General features: G+C 50.5%; 15 protein-coding genes. 9 read left to right on the forward strand and 6 right to left on the reverse strand.

All coding sequences use genetic code 11. The features are described 5' to 3' along the window. Positions 1 to 9: 9 nt before the first annotated feature. The gene (gene gspC, locus AC51G0_RS17780) at positions 10 to 900 is read right to left on the reverse strand and encodes a type II secretion system protein GspC (protein WP_496300018.1); all 891 of its coding nucleotides are present in this window, start codon (positions 898 to 900) and stop codon (positions 10 to 12) included. A 287-nt stretch (positions 901 to 1,187) separates the two neighbouring features. On the opposite strand from gspC, the gene hslR reads away from it, so the two are divergent. The 4 genes from hslR to AC51G0_RS17800 all read left to right on the forward strand — a co-directional run bounded on the left by hslR (position 1,188) and on the right by AC51G0_RS17800 (position 6,592). Continuing rightward, complete coding sequence (gene hslR / locus AC51G0_RS17785) at positions 1,188 to 1,595, forward strand: ribosome-associated heat shock protein Hsp15 (RefSeq protein WP_496300019.1); 408 nt, start codon at positions 1,188 to 1,190, stop codon at positions 1,593 to 1,595. Between the two features lie 27 nt (positions 1,596 to 1,622). Next, positions 1,623 to 2,504: an Hsp33 family molecular chaperone HslO gene (gene hslO / locus AC51G0_RS17790; protein ID WP_496300020.1), complete on the forward strand. Its 882-nt coding sequence runs from the start codon at positions 1,623 to 1,625 to the stop codon at positions 2,502 to 2,504. Between the two features lie 319 nt (positions 2,505 to 2,823). Continuing rightward, on the forward strand, positions 2,824 to 4,455 hold the full coding sequence (gene pckA, locus AC51G0_RS17795; protein WP_496300021.1) for a phosphoenolpyruvate carboxykinase (ATP): 1,632 nt from the start codon (positions 2,824 to 2,826) through the stop codon (positions 4,453 to 4,455). 163 nt (positions 4,456 to 4,618) lie between these two features. Beyond that, positions 4,619 to 6,592, forward strand: a complete 1,974-nt coding sequence (locus AC51G0_RS17800; RefSeq protein WP_496300022.1) for an AsmA family protein — start codon at positions 4,619 to 4,621, stop codon at positions 6,590 to 6,592. On the opposite strand, the gene AC51G0_RS17805 is transcribed toward AC51G0_RS17800, so the two are convergent. Genes AC51G0_RS17805 through AC51G0_RS17815 form a run of 3 tightly spaced genes read right to left on the reverse strand, consistent with a single transcriptional unit; the run spans position 6,547 to position 8,888 of the window. Continuing rightward, positions 6,547 to 7,467 (reverse strand): bifunctional GNAT family N-acetyltransferase/hotdog fold thioesterase, encoded by a 921-nt coding sequence (locus tag AC51G0_RS17805; protein ID WP_496300023.1) that lies wholly within the window; start codon positions 7,465 to 7,467, stop codon positions 6,547 to 6,549. The two genes, AC51G0_RS17800 and AC51G0_RS17805, sit on opposite strands and share 46 nt — an antisense overlap. Before the next feature lie 45 nt (positions 7,468 to 7,512). After that, positions 7,513 to 7,950, reverse strand: coding sequence for a D-aminoacyl-tRNA deacylase (gene dtd / locus AC51G0_RS17810; RefSeq protein ID WP_496300024.1), 438 nt, complete (start codon positions 7,948 to 7,950; stop codon positions 7,513 to 7,515). Further along, complete coding sequence (locus tag AC51G0_RS17815) at positions 7,947 to 8,888, reverse strand: virulence factor BrkB family protein (protein WP_496300025.1); 942 nt, start codon at positions 8,886 to 8,888, stop codon at positions 7,947 to 7,949. The genes dtd and AC51G0_RS17815 overlap by 4 nt, the downstream gene beginning before the upstream one ends. A 105-nt stretch (positions 8,889 to 8,993) precedes the next feature. On the opposite strand from AC51G0_RS17815, the gene AC51G0_RS17820 reads away from it, so the two are divergent. Next, the gene (locus AC51G0_RS17820; RefSeq protein WP_496300026.1) at positions 8,994 to 9,635 is read left to right on the forward strand and encodes a DUF2959 domain-containing protein; all 642 of its coding nucleotides are present in this window, start codon (positions 8,994 to 8,996) and stop codon (positions 9,633 to 9,635) included. A gap of 11 nt (positions 9,636 to 9,646) precedes the next feature. On the opposite strand, the gene AC51G0_RS17825 is transcribed toward AC51G0_RS17820, so the two are convergent. Both AC51G0_RS17825 and typA read right to left on the reverse strand, forming a co-directional pair. Further along, entirely contained in the window at positions 9,647 to 10,177 is a 531-nt protein-coding gene (locus AC51G0_RS17825) for an AAA family ATPase (RefSeq protein WP_496300027.1), read from the reverse strand. 92 nt (positions 10,178 to 10,269) lie between these two features. Further along, the gene (typA, locus tag AC51G0_RS17830) at positions 10,270 to 12,099 is read right to left on the reverse strand and encodes a translational GTPase TypA (protein ID WP_496300028.1); all 1,830 of its coding nucleotides are present in this window, start codon (positions 12,097 to 12,099) and stop codon (positions 10,270 to 10,272) included. Positions 12,100 to 12,641: 542 nt separating this feature from the next. On the opposite strand from typA, the gene glnA reads away from it, so the two are divergent. The 4 genes from glnA to glnG all read left to right on the forward strand — a co-directional run bounded on the left by glnA (position 12,642) and on the right by glnG (position 17,405). Then, a complete protein-coding gene (gene glnA / locus AC51G0_RS17835) occupies positions 12,642 to 14,051 on the forward strand; it encodes a glutamate--ammonia ligase (RefSeq protein WP_496300029.1) in 1,410 nt (469 codons plus the stop codon). Between the two features lie 135 nt (positions 14,052 to 14,186). After that, positions 14,187 to 14,768, forward strand: coding sequence for a DUF4124 domain-containing protein (locus tag AC51G0_RS17840; RefSeq protein WP_496300030.1), 582 nt, complete (start codon positions 14,187 to 14,189; stop codon positions 14,766 to 14,768). A 113-nt stretch (positions 14,769 to 14,881) separates the two neighbouring features. Then, on the forward strand, positions 14,882 to 15,940 hold the full coding sequence (gene glnL / locus AC51G0_RS17845; RefSeq protein ID WP_496300031.1) for a nitrogen regulation protein NR(II): 1,059 nt from the start codon (positions 14,882 to 14,884) through the stop codon (positions 15,938 to 15,940). Positions 15,941 to 15,989: 49 nt separating this feature from the next. Then, a complete protein-coding gene (gene glnG, locus AC51G0_RS17850) occupies positions 15,990 to 17,405 on the forward strand; it encodes a nitrogen regulation protein NR(I) (protein ID WP_496300032.1) in 1,416 nt (471 codons plus the stop codon). Positions 17,406 to 17,483: the final 78 nt, after the last annotated feature.

The raw sequence follows: 17,483 nt of genomic DNA on the forward strand, positions 1-17,483 counted from the left end.
TCGCGTACGCTAGCGCAACTCAATATAAATATCGTGTAACTGGCCTTCCCGTTCTACCGTCAACGTAAAATCAGTCGCCTGTGACAGCTCAGTCCATAACTTCGCCATCACAGAAGGATCTGTGAGGTCATTGCCATTCAAGCTAACAGCCAAATCATTGGCTTTTAACCCTACTGCATCAAAGAGTGCACGCTCTTTGCCCGGGTTGACCCGGTATCCAACTAGCTCACCGTCTCTCTTCACTTGTGACAGGCGAATGTAGCTAAACAATGTTTGGGGCTTCTCTAAAATTTCTTGCTTAATCTTGCCAAGCTCAGACGAAGGGGCTCGCGATGACTTCGATACCTTTTTTGTCACTGGTGCCGAACGAGATTGTTCCTTGCTGAACTTCACCCCATCCAGCATCAAGGTTTCATCACGGCCACTGTTACGAATGATCACGCGATCGACATAAACCGCCTGCAGTGTTGCCCGTGTACCTTCAATCGCTTCATTGAGGCCATAGGTATTCTGTTTACCCCGATTAGTAATAACAGCCAGACTTGTTTGCGGGCTAGAGCTTGCCACTACCCCAACCAACGTCAGGTTAAGACGTGTTTCCGGCGCATCTTGTTTCACCGGTTCTTTTTTGACGACGGGAGCATTTTGCTGATAGCGGCCAAACAGGTTCATTCCTAGTACATCAGACACCTGAAAGCCTGAGCGGTTCGATGCCGAGACAGAAACTGTTTTCGCTTGCCATGGAGACGGGCCGGTCGCAGGCTGAGCTACCGACCAAACCAAACGCCCCAGAATCCATGCCAGCAACATCACCAATAGCCATGTTGCTATGCGGGTGAGCGCAGTGACTGACAACGGGCGCTTAGCTTCAAGCATTCCCAACCATTTTGCTGCAACCATTTTAAAATCCATTGTCCTGTGGATGTGAATTGATCCTGTGGCTTAACAGCCAGATCCACTAGGATACTCGTTAGTGAAAAAAAACGGCAGTATTTCGCTAGTAAAAAGATTCAATATACCAAAACAGATCACGTAAAAAACATATCTACTATCAATAGACTAGATATTATGGAGTAATTATTCTCCATTTACTGTTGAAATTCCGATCCCATATCACCATTTAGTAAAGCTGACGCTGTAATGGCATTATGGTATTTTTAGCGCCCATTTTGGGTAAGGAGCACGTTATGGGCCGGCAATCTTCGGATTCTGACACCCTCCAGGTCCGCCTTGATAAATGGTTATGGGCAGCGCGTTTTTACAAAACCCGCTCAATTGCCCGTAATATGGTTGATGGCGGCAAAGTGCACTATAACGGCCAACGCTCCAAACCAAGCAAACTGGTCGAAGTCGGAGCAGAAATTCGCCTGAGGCAGGGCACCGATGAAAAAACAATTATCATCGCCAAACTGTCTGACACCCGTCGGGGGGCGCCTGAAGCACAAACGCTGTACCAGGAAACGGCAGAAAGTATCAAGCGGCGCGAAGAGCATGCTCAAATGCGCAAGCTCAATGCCTTTGACAGCCCAAGCCCTGACAAGCGTCCTGACAAGAAACAGCGACGCAATATAATTAAGTTTAAAAGCAGTAACTAAATTTTACCTGCTGGAGTATATAAAAAGATGACAAACGATAGTCTGTACCGTTACCTGTTTGACGGTGTATCTGTACGTGGTGAGCTGGTTCAACTGAACGAGACATATCAGCAAATCATTTCCAGCAAGGAATACCCGGCTCCGGTTCAACAACTGCTGGGTGAACTGCTTGTCGCCACTAGCCTGCTAACCGCCACTCTGAAATTCGAAGGCTCAATTACCGTTCAGCTGCAAGGCGACGGCCCGGTGAAGCTGGCAGTGATCAACGGTGACCACGACCAGAAAATGCGTGGTGTGGCTCGCTGGGAAGGCGATGTACCGGCTGCGGGTTCAATCCATGACCTTATTGGCAAGGGCCACATGGTGATTACCATTACCCCAAACAAGGGCGAACGCTACCAAGGTGTTGTCGGCCTTGAGGGTGATAGCCTGGCAACCTGCCTGGAAGGTTACTTCGAAAGCTCAGAGCAGCTAAAAACCCGTATCTGGCTGCGCACCGGTGAGATCGATGGCCAAGCCAAGGCGGCAGGCATGCTACTTCAGGTTCTGCCTGACGATAAAAGCAGTGATGATGGTGACTTCGCACACCTTGAGCAGTTAACTAATACGGTCAAGGACGAAGAATTATTCACCCTGGGAGCACAAGATGTACTCTACCGCCTGTACCACCAGGAAAATGTACAGCTGTTTGAACCGCAAAATGTGACCTTCCACTGCGGTTGTTCACGCGAGCGTAGCGCTTCGGCTATCTGCTCTATCGAACGTACAGAAGTAGAGCGTATTGTTGCTGAAGAAGGCAAGGTTTCTCTGCATTGTGATTACTGTGGCACCAGCTATGACTTTGATAGCATTGATGTTGCAGCCCTGTTCGAAAATGCAGCAGACAGCAATAGCAACCAGGTGCATTAATTATCGCCCCGTATTAAGCCTGAAAGTGAGTTACAAGAGCCGGATTTATTCCGGCTTTTTTTTTAACTGAAGCACAGTTTTTCCCGCCACACTGAAACTCAATAACGACCTAACTTCCGCTTTTTTCAAGAGAAATATTAATTTTGGGATCTAGCGCAATCGCTTCACATCACTGTAAAATTAGCACTCACAAAATCCTTAAGAATTTTACTTAACCGTAACTTTTTAATGGTTAATTTTTGATAAACCTCCCTGAATTACCCCTTTAGGGTTGCTAGCATGGTCAACAGTTAAACAACATCTTACCCAAGGAGCACCTATGACTGTCATGAACGTCGAGAAAAAGGTTGCAAAAAATATGGATCTGTCTAAATACGGTATCAAAAATGTTGCGGAAATTATTCGCAACCCGTCTTATGAAGTTCTGTTCGAAGAAGAGACCAAGCCTGGGCTGGAAGGATATGAAAGAGGTATCGTAACAGAGCTGGGCGCCGTTTCTGTTGACACTGGTATTTTCACCGGACGCTCACCAAAAGATAAGTTCATCGTAAAAGATGACACCACTAAAGATACCCTATGGTGGTCAGACCAAGGCAAAAACGATAACAAGAGCATTGGCCTGGAAGCGTGGAACGATCTGAAAGAACTTGTCACCGAGCAGCTATCAGGCAAACGCCTGTTTGTCATTGATGGCTACTGTGGCGCCAACCCTGATACTCGGCTATGCATCCGTGTGATCACCGAGGTTGCCTGGCAGGCACACTTCGTGAAAAACATGTTTATCCGCCCAAGCGAGGATGAGCTGGAAACATTCGAACCAGATTTTGTTGTCATGAACGGCGCGAAGTGCACGAACCAGAAATGGGAAGAGCACGAAATGAATTCTGAAAACTTCACGGTTTTCAACCTGACCGAGAAAATGCAGCTAATTGGCGGTACCTGGTACGGCGGTGAGATGAAAAAAGGTATGTTCGCAATGATGAACTACTTCCTGCCGCTACAAGATATTGCCTCTATGCACTGTTCTGCCAATATGGGTAAAGACGGCGATGTGGCAGTATTCTTCGGCTTATCCGGTACCGGTAAAACAACCCTGTCTACCGATCCTAAGCGTGCCCTGATTGGTGATGATGAACACGGCTGGGATGACAACGGCGTATTCAACTTCGAAGGCGGCTGCTACGCGAAGACTATCAACCTGTCGAAAGAAGCCGAGCCTGATATCTACAATGCCATCCGCCGTGATGCACTGCTAGAAAACGTAACGGTTCGCGCCGATGGTGCTATCGACTTCGACGACAACTCGAAGACCGAAAATACCCGTGTTTCATACCCGATCTACCACATCGAAAATATCGTCAAGCCTGTCTCGAAAGGTGGCCATGCCAACAAGGTTATCTTCCTGTCGGCTGATGCATTCGGTGTACTACCTCCAGTATCTAAACTAACTCCGGAGCAAACCAAGTACCACTTCCTATCTGGCTTTACTGCCAAGCTAGCCGGTACTGAGCGCGGGATCACCGAACCAACGCCAACTTTCTCGGCATGTTTCGGTAACGCGTTCCTGACGCTACACCCAACCAAGTATGCTGAAGTACTGGTTAAGCGTATGGAAGCGGCTGGCGCTGAAGCCTACCTAGTCAACACAGGCTGGAACGGTACTGGCAAGCGTATCTCTATCCAGGATACCCGCGGTATTATCGATGCGATCCTAGACGGCTCTATCGACAAAGCTGAAACCAAGCACGTGCCGATCTTCAACCTGGAAGTCCCTACAGCACTACCAGCTGTTGATCCGGCAATCCTTGACCCTCGCGATACCTACACCGATCCACTACAGTGGGAAAGCAAGGCGAAAGATTTGGCCGAGCGCTTTATCAATAACTTCGACAAGTACACTGACAATGACGAAGGTGCTTCACTGGTCGCAGCAGGTCCTCAGCTGGACTAAGCCACACGCCCCAAATCATGCAACCAAGCCCCTCTTTTGAGGGGCTTGTTTTTTATCCGCCATAAAAGTAAACAGCGGAAGAATACAGGAATAAACAGACGATTATTGCTTGAAGCGCAAGGTTTTTTCCGTCAAGCTGAAACAGTAACCATAGGAGGGTTCAATGCGTCTAGCCGGGAAACTTATCGCGACCTTTATCGTCTTGTTGCTACTTGGCTTAACGATTTTGCTCACCCTGCTACATACCCAGCACGCCACCTCAATTCTCACCTACGGTATCAATACTTTTAGTCCTTATTCATTCAGCGCACGCCACATCAGCTACACCATTGCCAAACCTTGGCACCTGACCCTCGAGCAGCCCCATATCAGCCAGCAGCAACGCTCTCTGTTTAATGCCGAACAACTGGACATCTGGTTAAAGCCAACCAAGCTGCTTCACCCCGGCTGGTATTTTGATTCAATACTGGTGGACGGGCTCAGCCTGACCCCGACGACCCCACTGCCCGCTTTACCGCCAATCAGCACCGACCGCCTGGCTTTAACCAATTTCAACCTGGTATCTCCTGAATTGAGCCTACAAGGCAGCCAGCTTCAGCTCGATAACTGGCGTAGCCAACCATCATCATGGGGGCTATTTTCCGGCGATTTCCAATTGTCAGCCAAAGAACTTCGCTGGCAACAATTCGCTTTGCGTAATGTACTACTCGACGGGGATCACAACGATCAGCATTGGAAACTCTACGGGTTTTCATTTGACTGGCAACATGCCAGCCTCAACGGCCAAGCCGAATACCTCGCCACCGCGCAGGCTGCAGAGATACTCTTGATCCACCAGCTGACGATTTCCGGCCTGCAACTACAAAATGCCGCCCTTGTTGATAACCTGCAGTCGCGCTTCAGCCAGCTCATCAAGCCCTCTCTCACTATCGACATTCGCCGCCTGGATATTCTCGATAGCAGTCTTGAACTGCCAAGCTACACCATCAATGATGCCAATTTGTCACTGCATAACTGGGCCTGGCCGGCCAACCACTGGCAACAACAAAATGCCTACCTTTCCCTGGGGGCTAGCAGCATCCGGTGGCAAAACACTATCGTTGATGAACCTTTGGCCGAGCTCACTTTTTCACCGCAGCAAATCAACATTGAAGGGATGTCGGCAAAAATTTTGGATGGCTATGTCCAGGCTGACGGAGTATTGACCCCGGATGCTCTGGCCCTGAACCAATTAACAGCCAACGGTATTAAATGGTTTCTCCCTGAGCAGTGGCTGCTCCAGCTGCAGGCAGCAAGCCTCTATTTCGACGATGTCAGCCTGACAGCCCTGGATATCGGCTATGCCCAGCTCACGGCTCCTCATCCCCGGCTCCCTTTCCAGCTATCAGGGATCAATGCCAGCGGGCATGACTTAGTGCTCAAACGCCGGGGCCGGCCCGGGCTGTGGCAGGGAAAGCTCACCGCCAGCGCCGGCTTTGCCAGTATCAATAGCATTACCATGGTTGAACCATTGGTAAAAATGCACAGCCAGGCAGGCCACTGGCAGCTGACACAGCTGCTCATACCGTTTCGTAACGGGTTGCTAGAAGCATCTGGCACATTAGATCTTCACCGTGAGGGGGAGCCCTGGCAGCTGATGCTGACTGCCGACAGTATGCCTGCTCGTGTCTTACCACAATGGCTGGGGTTACCTCTGCCAATTCGCGGGGTCATGGATATTAGTCTATCAGCGCAAGGGCTGAGCCAGCACGCCACAGGCCTGGCTTATAGCCTCGAAGGGGAGCTAAAAGGACACTTTCGCCAGCTTCAGCTGGAAAAACAGACGACGGCCCAGCTCTGGCAGCAATGGAGCAAGAAGAACATGTCAGCTTTGGCTATGCAGCAAACTGAAGACCATAGCGCGTTGGCCGCAACTCCCTTACATATCAAAGCCAACCGCGGCCAAATAACCGTCGAACCCGTCAGTTTGAAAGGGGAGGATTTTACGGCCACCTTGCAAGGCCAGTGGGATTTGGCCAAGCCTGCCAAGCAATGGCTTCAGCTAAAGGCCACACAGGGATGCCAGGTACTCAGCAGGTACTGGCGTCACAATCAACAACAGCTTTCGCTGTCATCCTGCGACGGCAGCAGCATATAAGTACCGGTGAATGTCGAGGCCAGCTGCTCGCCACTGTACACGCTGACTTCCACCACCACCCGGCCTTTTCGGCCACTGGCTAGGCGATCCAGATCACCGCACAGGCTTTCTACCGAGGCAACGGCACGGGGACGCTCTTTGACGGGGGCAACATAGCGGATATGGCTATCAGCCAATACGATATCTGCTTCAAGCTTACGCTCTTTTAGCAGCATCCAGACAAACCCCCAGCCAGCCAATGTCGCCATGGTAAAGATACTGCCAGCAAACATACTCTCACTGGGATTCAGGTTAGCGTTAATAAGGGCACTAACTTCAAAGCGGTAGCCGGTATACTGGCTGATCCTAACCCCCATTTTTTCACTGATCGGGATCTGGTATTGCCATAGCTCCTGAAGCTCCTGGCACCAATCTGGGTGGCGCACTACCTCATTGAGTGGCTTCAGGTGCTTCAGCATTTGCTGGTGCCTGACCGGGCCACGCTCTTCACTCAGCTCTCCCTGGCTGGCAAAGTCATTACGCAGGTAAAAGGGGATCGCATCCTCGCGGGCATTACAGACCAGGCGCTTAGCCCCTTCCTGGCGGGCCAGTGATTCCAGTGCCATCAGCACCAGTGCCCCCATCCCTTTATGCCGATATTCAGGATGCACAGCCATAAAACGGATCTGGCCATCGTTGTCCGGTGTCATATACAACCGGCCAATTGCAATCGCCTCCCCGCTGTCATCAACAATCATCCGGTGGCAGCTCATCTCATCATAAGCATCTCGCTCAGAGCCTACCGGCATATGCCAGGGTTCGCGCAGCATCCGCCAGCGAAAATCATAGTATTTAGCCAGTTCGTTGTCTGTTTGCGGGGTGATCAGTCGAAACATGCAATCCTTCTCCAACATTCCTTGGTCGGTTAGTGTTATCCGCACTTATACCTGTAGCCAGAAAGTCACTGGGCCATCATTAAGCAGAGCCACCTTCATATCAGCAGCAAAGATACCCGTCTCGGTCTTGATATCTTTGGCCTTACAACTTTCGACAAAATAATCGTACAGACGTTCCGCATCCGCAGGCGTTGCCCCGGCAGAAAAACCTGGACGCATACCACTTTTGGTATCTGCAGCCAGGGTAAACTGGGACACGACCAGCACACTGCCGCCCGCCTGCTGGACATTCAGGTTCATTTTACCGGCATCGTCTTCAAAGACGCGGTAGCCTAGAACTTTATCACGTAAACGTTGCGCTTTAGCTTCATCGTCACCTTTCTCGACGCCCAGCAGTACCAGCAGGCCCTTCCCTATCGTTCCGGCCACCTGCCCTTCTACGGTAACACTGGCTTCACTTACACGTTGAATAAGCGCAATCATTCTTTTGGCTCCTTTGGCTCTTGTTTCACTTCATTGAGTTGACTCTCGGATTGGCCTTGCGGCATATCCGTTTCAGGCATCGCTGGCTGCCAGTGTACACGTTCCCCCAGGCTGGCGGTAATTTCCGCCCCCAGCAACACGATACACCAGCACAAATAAACCCAGACAAACAAAATCGGGATCACCGCCAGGGCACCGTAAATTAGCTGGTAGGATGGAAAATTGGTAATGTATAGTGCAAAACCTTTCTTACTCAGCTCAAACAGCATGCTGGCGATAATGGCACCAACCAATGCATGATGAAAGCGAACCTTGATATTCGGTACCAGCAAATACAGCCCCAAGAAAGCGCAGCTGGACATGATCACCGGCAACCCGCGCAATGTCTGCTGGAACACCCCGCTGACGGCCTCACTGTCGAGTAAATTCAGCGAGCCGAGATAAGAGCTGACCGCAATACTCGTCCCTACCAGGATTGGCCCCAACGTCAGCACCATCCAGTAAATCGAAAACGAGATCACCGGGCGGCGTTTTTCATGTACCCGCCAGATATAGTTCAGTGACTTGTCGATAGAGGAAATCAGCATCAGCGCGACGACAAACAACGCCGCGACCCCGACGGCGGTCATCTTGCCGGCATTGGCAACAAATTCATTGAGGTATTGCTTCACCACCTCGCCGGCTGCCGGGACAAAATTCTCAATCACAAAATTTTGCAGCACCTCACCCAGCCCGGCAAACACCGGGAACGTGGATAGCGCAGACAGTACCACGGTCAGCAAAGGCACCAATGACAGCAAGGTCACATACGCCATCGACCCTGCAGCGACCGTCAGGCGATCATGGCTGATACGCCGGTGGAGATATTTCAGGTAGGCGATACCAATACATAAAGACTGCCGCCATTTCCACTTGCCAGTTATCTTTTTGTCAGCCATATTCTGTTAGTTCTATTTATCTGTTTTTATAGTCAAAATAGTTGGTTAAGAGCAAGATAGCAACTCAATTGCCTCTCGCCACATAAGCCCGTTCAGGAGCCTGTTATGCCTTATTTGCTCATCGTGATGCTCAGTGTCACCCTATTGTCAGGGTGCCAGAGCACCTATTATTCTGCCATGGAAACCATTGGTGTCCATAAACGTGAGATCATGGTCGATAGGGTCGAAGAAGCATCGGAAGCGCAGCAGGATGCCCAACAGCAATTTACCAGTGCATTAGAAGCGCTCAAGACCCTGAACCAGTTTGACGGCGGTGAGCTGGAAACCGCCTACAACACGATCAATGATCAGTATGAAGCCAGCTCCGATGCCGCAGAGAAAGTCAGCAGCCGAATTGCCGCCATCGAAGATGTCGCCGATGCCCTGTTTGACGAATGGCAGGATGAGCTGTCGCTGTATACCAGCAGCAACCTCAAGCGCGAGAGCGAGAAAAAGCTCAACAACACAAAGGCATCGTACCGACGGATGCTCAGCGCGATGCACAAGGCAGAGCAGAAAATGACCCCGGTACTCAATACCCTGCGCGATAATACCTTATACCTGAAGCATAACCTCAATGCCGCCGCCATTGGCTCGCTGCAGGGCGAATTCACCTCACTGCAACGTGACATCCAGCGGGCAATCACCGACATGCAGGCGGCGATTGCCGAATCACAGCGCTTTATCTCCCAGCTTAATAAAGCCTAACCAGCTTCCATCTAGCCCTGCTTTAATTGGGTCAGCACCCAGCTGGCCCGCTCCTCCACGCTGCCCCATGGCACTTCTGCCACCCGGTATCCCAGCGCCTGATAGGTTTCCACCAGCTGCAGGTGGATCTGCTCCGCTTCAGCGAAACTGTGCGGGCGCTCTTCATCCTGGACATAGATGTCATGATTCGGGGCGCAGAAAAAAACCGTCGGGTAGTAACCTGACGCGGCCTCAAGATAGTGTTCCGCCACGGGCTCCCCACCAATAGCCAGGTAGGCACAAATGTCACCAATCGCCCGGTCAACGAAAGCCGGTATCGTACCCTTGCCAGCCTGACACCGCTGCTCGGTCATCATTTCAAGGCACAGGAGGGCAAAGGCGGGAAGATCCGTCCAGGGCAAAATACCATTTTCCAGCTGCGACTGCTGCTGGATCAACGTACGAGAGACTTCAGGGAAGACCAGATAGCCTTTGTTCCCCATGGCGTTTAGCAAGGTTGTTTTGCCCGCGCCCGGTCCACCAGTAATAATAATAGGCTGCATATCGTTATTCTTTTGATTTTGTAGGGTTCAGATACAACAATCCCTCCATGGTAGCACCGATGGAGGGATTGGTTAACGGCAGCGGTTAGCGATTATTTCGCAGTACGGCTAGCACGTTTACGTTCGTTTTCAGTAAGCAATTTCTTACGGATACGAATGCTCACTGGTGTTACTTCTACCAGTTCGTCATCATCGATGAACTCTAGCGCTTGCTCCAGGGTGTACTTGATTGCAGGAGAAAGAACCTGCGCTTCATCAGTACCTGATGCACGAACGTTTGTTAGCTGCTTACCTTTCAGGCAGTTAACAGTCAGGTCGTTTGAACGGTTATGAATACCGATAACTTGACCTTCGTAAACTTCGTCAGCGTGCTCAGCAAACAGACGACCACGCTCTTGTAGGTTAAACAATGCGTAAGTCAGTGCTTTACCTGTTGCGTTAGAAATTAGAACACCGTTGTTACGCTGACCAATCGTACCGCCTTTGTGAGCACCGTAGTGATCAAATGAGTGGTAGATAAGACCAGAACCAGACGTTAGTGTCATGAACTCAGTTTGGAAACCGATAAGACCACGAGAAGGCATCATGAAGTCCATGCGAACACGGCCTTTGCCATCTGGTGCCATATCAGTCAGCTCACCTTTACGCAGACCGATGTTTTCCATGATACCGCCCTGGTGCTCTTCCACCACGTCGATAGTCACAACTTCAAACGGTTCCATTAGCTGACCATCTTCTTCTTTGATGATAACTTCTGGACGAGATACTGCTAGCTCGAAACCTTCACGACGCATGTTTTCGATCAGGATAGATAGGTGAAGCTCACCACGACCTGATACGCGGAAGCGATCTGGGTTATCCGTTTCTTCAACACGTAATGCTACATTGTGTACCAATTCTTTCTGCAGACGCTCAAGAATGTTACGTGAAGTAACGAACTTACCTTCTTTACCAGCGAACGGAGACGTGTTCACCTGGAAAGTCATGGTTACTGTTGGTTCATCAACAGAAAGTGCTGGAAGTGCTTCAACGTCGTTAATATCACAAATGGTGTCAGAGATTTTCAGCTCACCAAGACCTGTGATAGCGATGATGTCACCCGCTTTCGCTTCTTCAACTTCATGGCGCTCAAGACCTAGGTAACCTAGAACTGTGCCCACTTTACCATTACGTTTCTTACCGTCAGCACCAACAATAGTTACTTGTTGGTTAGGTTTAACAGTACCACGAGTGATACGAGCAACACCGATAACACCTACGTAAGAGCTGTAGTCTAGCTGAGAGACTTGCATCTGTAGTGAACCGTCAACATCAACGCTTGGTGCGTCTACCGTATCAACAACAGCTTGGAACAATGGTTCCATATCTTCGCCAACTGCGTCTTCTTCCATTGTTGCCCAGCCATTAAGTGCTGAAGCATAAACAGTCGTGAAGTCTAGCTGCTCGTCAGTTGCGCCAAGGTTGTCAAATAGGTCGAACACTTGGTCCATAACCCACTCAGGACGTGCACCCGGACGGTCAATCTTGTTGATAACAACGATTGGCTTAAGACCGTATGCAAACGCTTTTTGTGTTACAAAGCGAGTTTGTGGCATAGGGCCATCAACGGCATCAACGATAAGGAGAACAGAGTCAACCATAGACATGATACGCTCAACTTCACCACCGAAATCGGCGTGTCCTGGGGTATCTACGATGTTGATGCGGTAATCATTCCAGTTAATCGCTGTGTTCTTAGCAAGAATGGTAATGCCACGCTCTTTCTCGATATCGTTCGAGTCCATTACACGCTCTTCGCTTTCGCCGCGAGATTCTAGCGTGCCAGACTGCTGAAGCAGTTTGTCAACCAGGGTAGTTTTACCGTGGTCAACGTGAGCAATAATTGCGATATTTCTTAATTTATCGATCTGTTGATTAGACATGGATTTCACATTCACTCAGAACATGCAGCGACCATCGGGTTGCTACTTGGTTAAAAAAACGGCTCATAATCTAACAGATTTTACGCCAAAACCCACGTAATATGTGATTTATATCACCAGCTTTTTAAATTAAGTCCGCCAAGCCAGACAGCATAAGGGATTTTACCCCCTATTAGCAGCCATCTTGTAACACGAACTTTCTACATCCAAGTCATTTAGTTAGCGCTGACAGGTATCATTTCACCCATAAATTAAGCGTAATTATGCACTCATCAGATTGACAATGTGCCAGCATGGGCTAATAGTAGAGACGCGCACCAATGTTGTGAGAACAACCACTCTTGCACCATATAGGTGCAATGATTCACCATCATGGTGCAGCAAAAGGAATATTATGACCCCAAGTCACGCTAAATGGGCGATTTTGGGGCTTAAAAAAGTTGGCACAGTTTTAGCAAAGATATTTATTAGCTGAACAACATAAACGTTCATCACTTATTTTTGCGGCCAGTTGCCCAATCTAACACCGGAGGTTACTCAAGATGTCAGTAGAAAACGTACTAGCGCTGATCCAGGAAAACGAAGTTAAGTTTGTTGACCTACGCTTTACCGACACCAAAGGTAAAGAGCAGCATATCTCTATCCCATCCCACCAGATCGATGCTGATTTCTTTGAAGAAGGCAAAATGTTCGATGGTTCTTCGGTTGCTGGCTGGAAAGGTATCAACGAATCCGACATGGTAATGATGCCTGACGCAGCAAGTGCGGTATTAGACCCGTTTACGGAAGATGCCACTCTTAACATTCGTTGTGACATCCTTGAGCCTGCCACAATGCAAGGTTACGACCGCGACCCACGCTCAATCGCCAAGCGCGCTGAAGAGTTCATGCGCTCTACCGGTCTAGCGGATTCTGTGCTTGTTGGCCCGGAGCCAGAGTTCTTCCTGTTTGACGATGTGAAATTCAACACAGACATGTCTGGTTCTTTCTTCAAGATTGACGATGTAGAAGCAGCATGGAACACAGGTTCTGAATTCGAAGGCGGTAACAAAGGCCACCGTCCTGGCGTTAAAGGGGGTTACTTCCCAGTCGCACCGGTTGATTCATCACAGGACATCCGTTCTGCTATGTGTCTCATCATGGAAGAAATGGGCCTGGTAGTTGAAGCGCACCACCACGAAGTGGCAACAGCAGGTCAAAACGAAATCGCGACCCGCTTCAACACGCTAACAACGAAAGCCGATGAAATCCAAATCTACAAGTACGTTGTTCATAACGTTGCTCACGCATTTGGTAAAACAGCAACCTTCATGCCGAAACCACTGGTTGGCGATAACGGTTCAGGTATGCACGTTCACATGTCTCTTAACAAAGATGGACAGAACCTGTTTGCGGGCGATAAGTACGGCGGCCTTTCTGAAATGGCGCTTTACTACATCGGCGGTATCATCAAGCACGCACGTGCAATCAATGCTTTTGCTAACCCAGCAACGAACTCGTACAAGCGTCTTGTACCAGGTTACGAAGCGCCTGTAATGCTTGCATACTCGGCACGTAACCGTTCAGCTTCTATCCGTATCCCTGTAGTACCAAGCCCTAAAGCACGTCGTATCGAGGTTCGCTTCGGTGATCCGGCAGCTAACCCATACCTGGCATTTGCAGCAATGCTAATGGCTGGCCTTGACGGTATCCAAAACAAGATTCACCCAGGTGAAGCGATGGATAAAGACCTGTATGACCTACCAGCAGAAGAAGCAGCTGAGATCCCAACTGTTGCTGAATCGCTACAGGGCGCACTACAGAGCCTGAACGAAGACCGTGAATTCCTAACTGCGGGCGGCGTATTCTCTGATGACTTCATCGATTCTTACATCGACCTGAAATCACAGGACGTAGAGAAGGTAAACATGACCACTCACCCACTTGAGTTTGACCTGTACTACTCTGTATAAGTAATTCATACATTACTTAACCATTAAGATTTAGGCCTGCTTCACAAGCAGGCCTTTTTGATCTTGCCGTCTCGCCGGAAGCTGAAAGACTGACAATTAACATAATGATTGTCGGTCTTACCCTCGTTGCTCCCTATGAAATATTATACATCCTCTCTTCGCTTGTTCATCACAGCCCTGGCCGGGATGGGCGCAGCAACATTCCTACAGGCCACCACGATTTATACCTGGGAGGATGACAAGGGAGTGATACATTTTTCAGATCAACCCCAGCCAGGTGCCAGTACTGTCGAGCTTCCCTCCCTACCTGCCACCGCCCCCCAACATGACAATACAGAGCCTGCGAATCCCCTCCCTATCACCGACACCACCGCGCCCCAAGACACTCAACTCACCACGCCAGCCACCATCCACCTGCTATCTCCGCTCGACCAGCAAACTCTCCGTGATAACGAAGGGGTGATTAATGTCTCCGTCACCACCAACCGAAAACTAGACAAAGGCCACAACGTCCAACTGTTACTCGATGGCATTCTTTATGGCCAGCCACAAACCCAGCTTAACTGGCAGCTGCTCAATATCGATCGCGGCAGCCATACCTTACAAGCCCAGATTCTGAAATACGGCAAGGTTATTGCATCATCAGAGGTGATCACTGTCTACCTGCATCGGGCTTCATTGCTCCAACGCAAGCCACCAGCGGTTAAACCGGAGTAATACGTAGCCGGCGCGATTTCCGTTCACGATGTGGGGCAGACAGGTTACACTTGATTGCACCAATATGGTGCGCCATCAGTTCGCTGCACCAAACTGAACTGATAAAAACAAGGATGATAATCGTGACAGCCTCTTTTACTCCCCTGATCCTGGACAACTTGGTCACTGCAATACTGCTGCTCGATGAAGGGCTGACCATCCGTTATGTCAATCCGGCGGCAGAGCAGCTGCTGTCATTTAGCAAACGTCGTCTCAACAACGCCCGGTTTCCGGACTTGCTGCAGCATTCATCACTTGATCTAGGCCTGATCCAAGACACCCTGCAAAGTGGGCAGGGGCTGGCAGACAGTGATGTCACCTTTGTTATCGACGGCAGGCACTACACCCTGGAGGTCAACGCCAGCCCACTGTCATGGCAAAAGGAGCTACTGATCCTGCTTGAAATCAAGCCTATCGACCAGCAACGACGGATCAGCCAGGAGCTCAGCCAGCATGCCCAGCAACAGGCTGCCAAGGAGCTGGTCCGCGGGCTAGCCCATGAAATCAAAAACCCGCTCGGCGGGCTGCGGGGAGCGGCTCAGCTGTTGGAAAAAACCCTGCCGGATCCCAGTTACACCGAATATACCCAAATGATTATTGAACAGGCAGATCGACTGCGGAACCTGGTCGATAGGCTACTAGGACCGCAGCGCCCAGGTTCGCGCCAAGTGGATAATATCCATGTGGTGCTAGAAAAAGTTCGCCAGCTGGTCGCTATCGACAGCGGCAGCAACATTCAGCTGCACCGCGATTACGATCCAAGCCTGCCTGACTTCACCATGGATCCAGAGCAGCTGGAACAAGCCATACTCAATATAGTCAGCAATGCTGCCCAGGCACTACAGCAACACGGCGGCGGGAATATTACCCTGAAAACCCGCACCGCCCACCAGACGCTGATCCATGGCAAGCGCTACCGTATCGCTGCCAAGGTAGACATTATTGATGATGGGCCGGGGATCCCTGGTGATATCCAGGACACCCTGTTCTACCCCATGGTAACGGGGCGGGAAGGAGGCACCGGACTCGGGCTGTCAATTGCCCAGAACCTGATCGACCAGCATCAGGGAAAAATCGAAGTTGTCAGCTGGCCGGGCCATACCAATTTCACTATTTATATACCGATAAAATAATGGGTAGCAGACACATCAGCTGATGAAACATAACGAGAGAGGACGTGATATGAGCAAAGGACTAATTTGGGTTGTCGATGATGACAGCTCAATTCGCTGGGTATTAGAACGTACCCTCAATGCGGCCGGATTAAAATGTGAAACCTTTGCCAACGCCGACAGTGTGATTGAAGCACTGGAGCGTAGTGTACCTGATGTGCTGGTCTCCGATATCCGAATGCCGGGCACTGACGGGCTGACACTGCTCAGATCCCTGCACCAGGACTACCCGTCGCTGCCAGTCATTATCATGACGGCCCACTCCGACTTGGATGCGGCGGTTAATGCCTACCAGGAAGGGGCCTTTGAATATCTGCCCAAGCCGTTTGATATTGACGAGGCGGTCAGCCTGGTTGAGCGGGCTGTGACCCACAGCCAGGAGCAAAAGCGCCAGCAAGAGCCAGAGCTGGTAGAAAAAAACGCACCGGAAATCATTGGCGAGGCACCTGCGATGCAAGAGGTCTTCCGCGCCATCGGCCGTCTGTCACGATCTTCTATCTCGGTGCTCATTAATGGTGAATCCGGTACCGGTAAAGAGTTGGTTGCCCATGCCCTGCACCGTCATAGCCCACGCAGCCAAAAGGAATTTATCGCCCTTAATATGGCAGCCATTCCCAAAGATCTGATCGAATCAGAACTGTTCGGCCATGAAAAAGGGGCATTCACCGGGGCCAATAGTGTCCGCCAAGGGCGCTTCGAACAAGCCAACGGGGGAACGTTGTTCCTTGATGAAATCGGTGATATGCCGCTGGATATCCAGACCCGTCTGTTGCGGGTGTTGGCTGACGGCCAATTTTACCGAGTCGGGGGCCACTCACCGGTCAATGTCGATGTCAGGATCATAGCGGCAACCCACCAGGACTTAGAACGGCTGGTCACCAATGGTGACTTCCGGGAAGACTTGTTCCACCGCCTCAATGTGATCAGGGTTCATCTCCCGGCGCTGAAAGATCGCCGTCAGGATATCCCGCAGCTTACCCGTCATTTTCTCCAGCGGGCATCCGATGAACTGGGGGTCGAAGTGAAAACCCTGCACCCATCGACCGAAACGGCTCTGACCGAGCTCGGCTGGCCAGGTAACGTACGTCAGCTGGAAAATACCTGTCGCTGGCTGACAGTCATGGCTAGCGGCAATGAAATTCTGCCGTCAGACCTTCCCCCTGAACTGCTAGTGACTGACACCCAGTCAGAGATCAACAACGGCAATGGCCACTGGCATCATGCCCTTGAGCTATGGGCACGTGACACCCTGCAGCAGGGCCATCAGAACTTGCTGGGGGAAGCCTTGCCTGAATTCGAAAAAATCCTGCTGGAAACTGCACTTGAATACACCCATGGCCACAAACAAGAGGCCGCCCGCCTGCTCGGCTGGGGGCGTAACACCTTGACCCGAAAACTCAAAGAGCTCAACGTTGCCGCTGATTAAGTCACGAAACCAATGAAGCGACATGGGGGCATTCAGCTCTGGCTGGCCTGCTCCCACAGCATCTCTTTGCACTAATCG

It is taken from the genome of Photobacterium sp. HL06 (assembly GCF_059552575.1).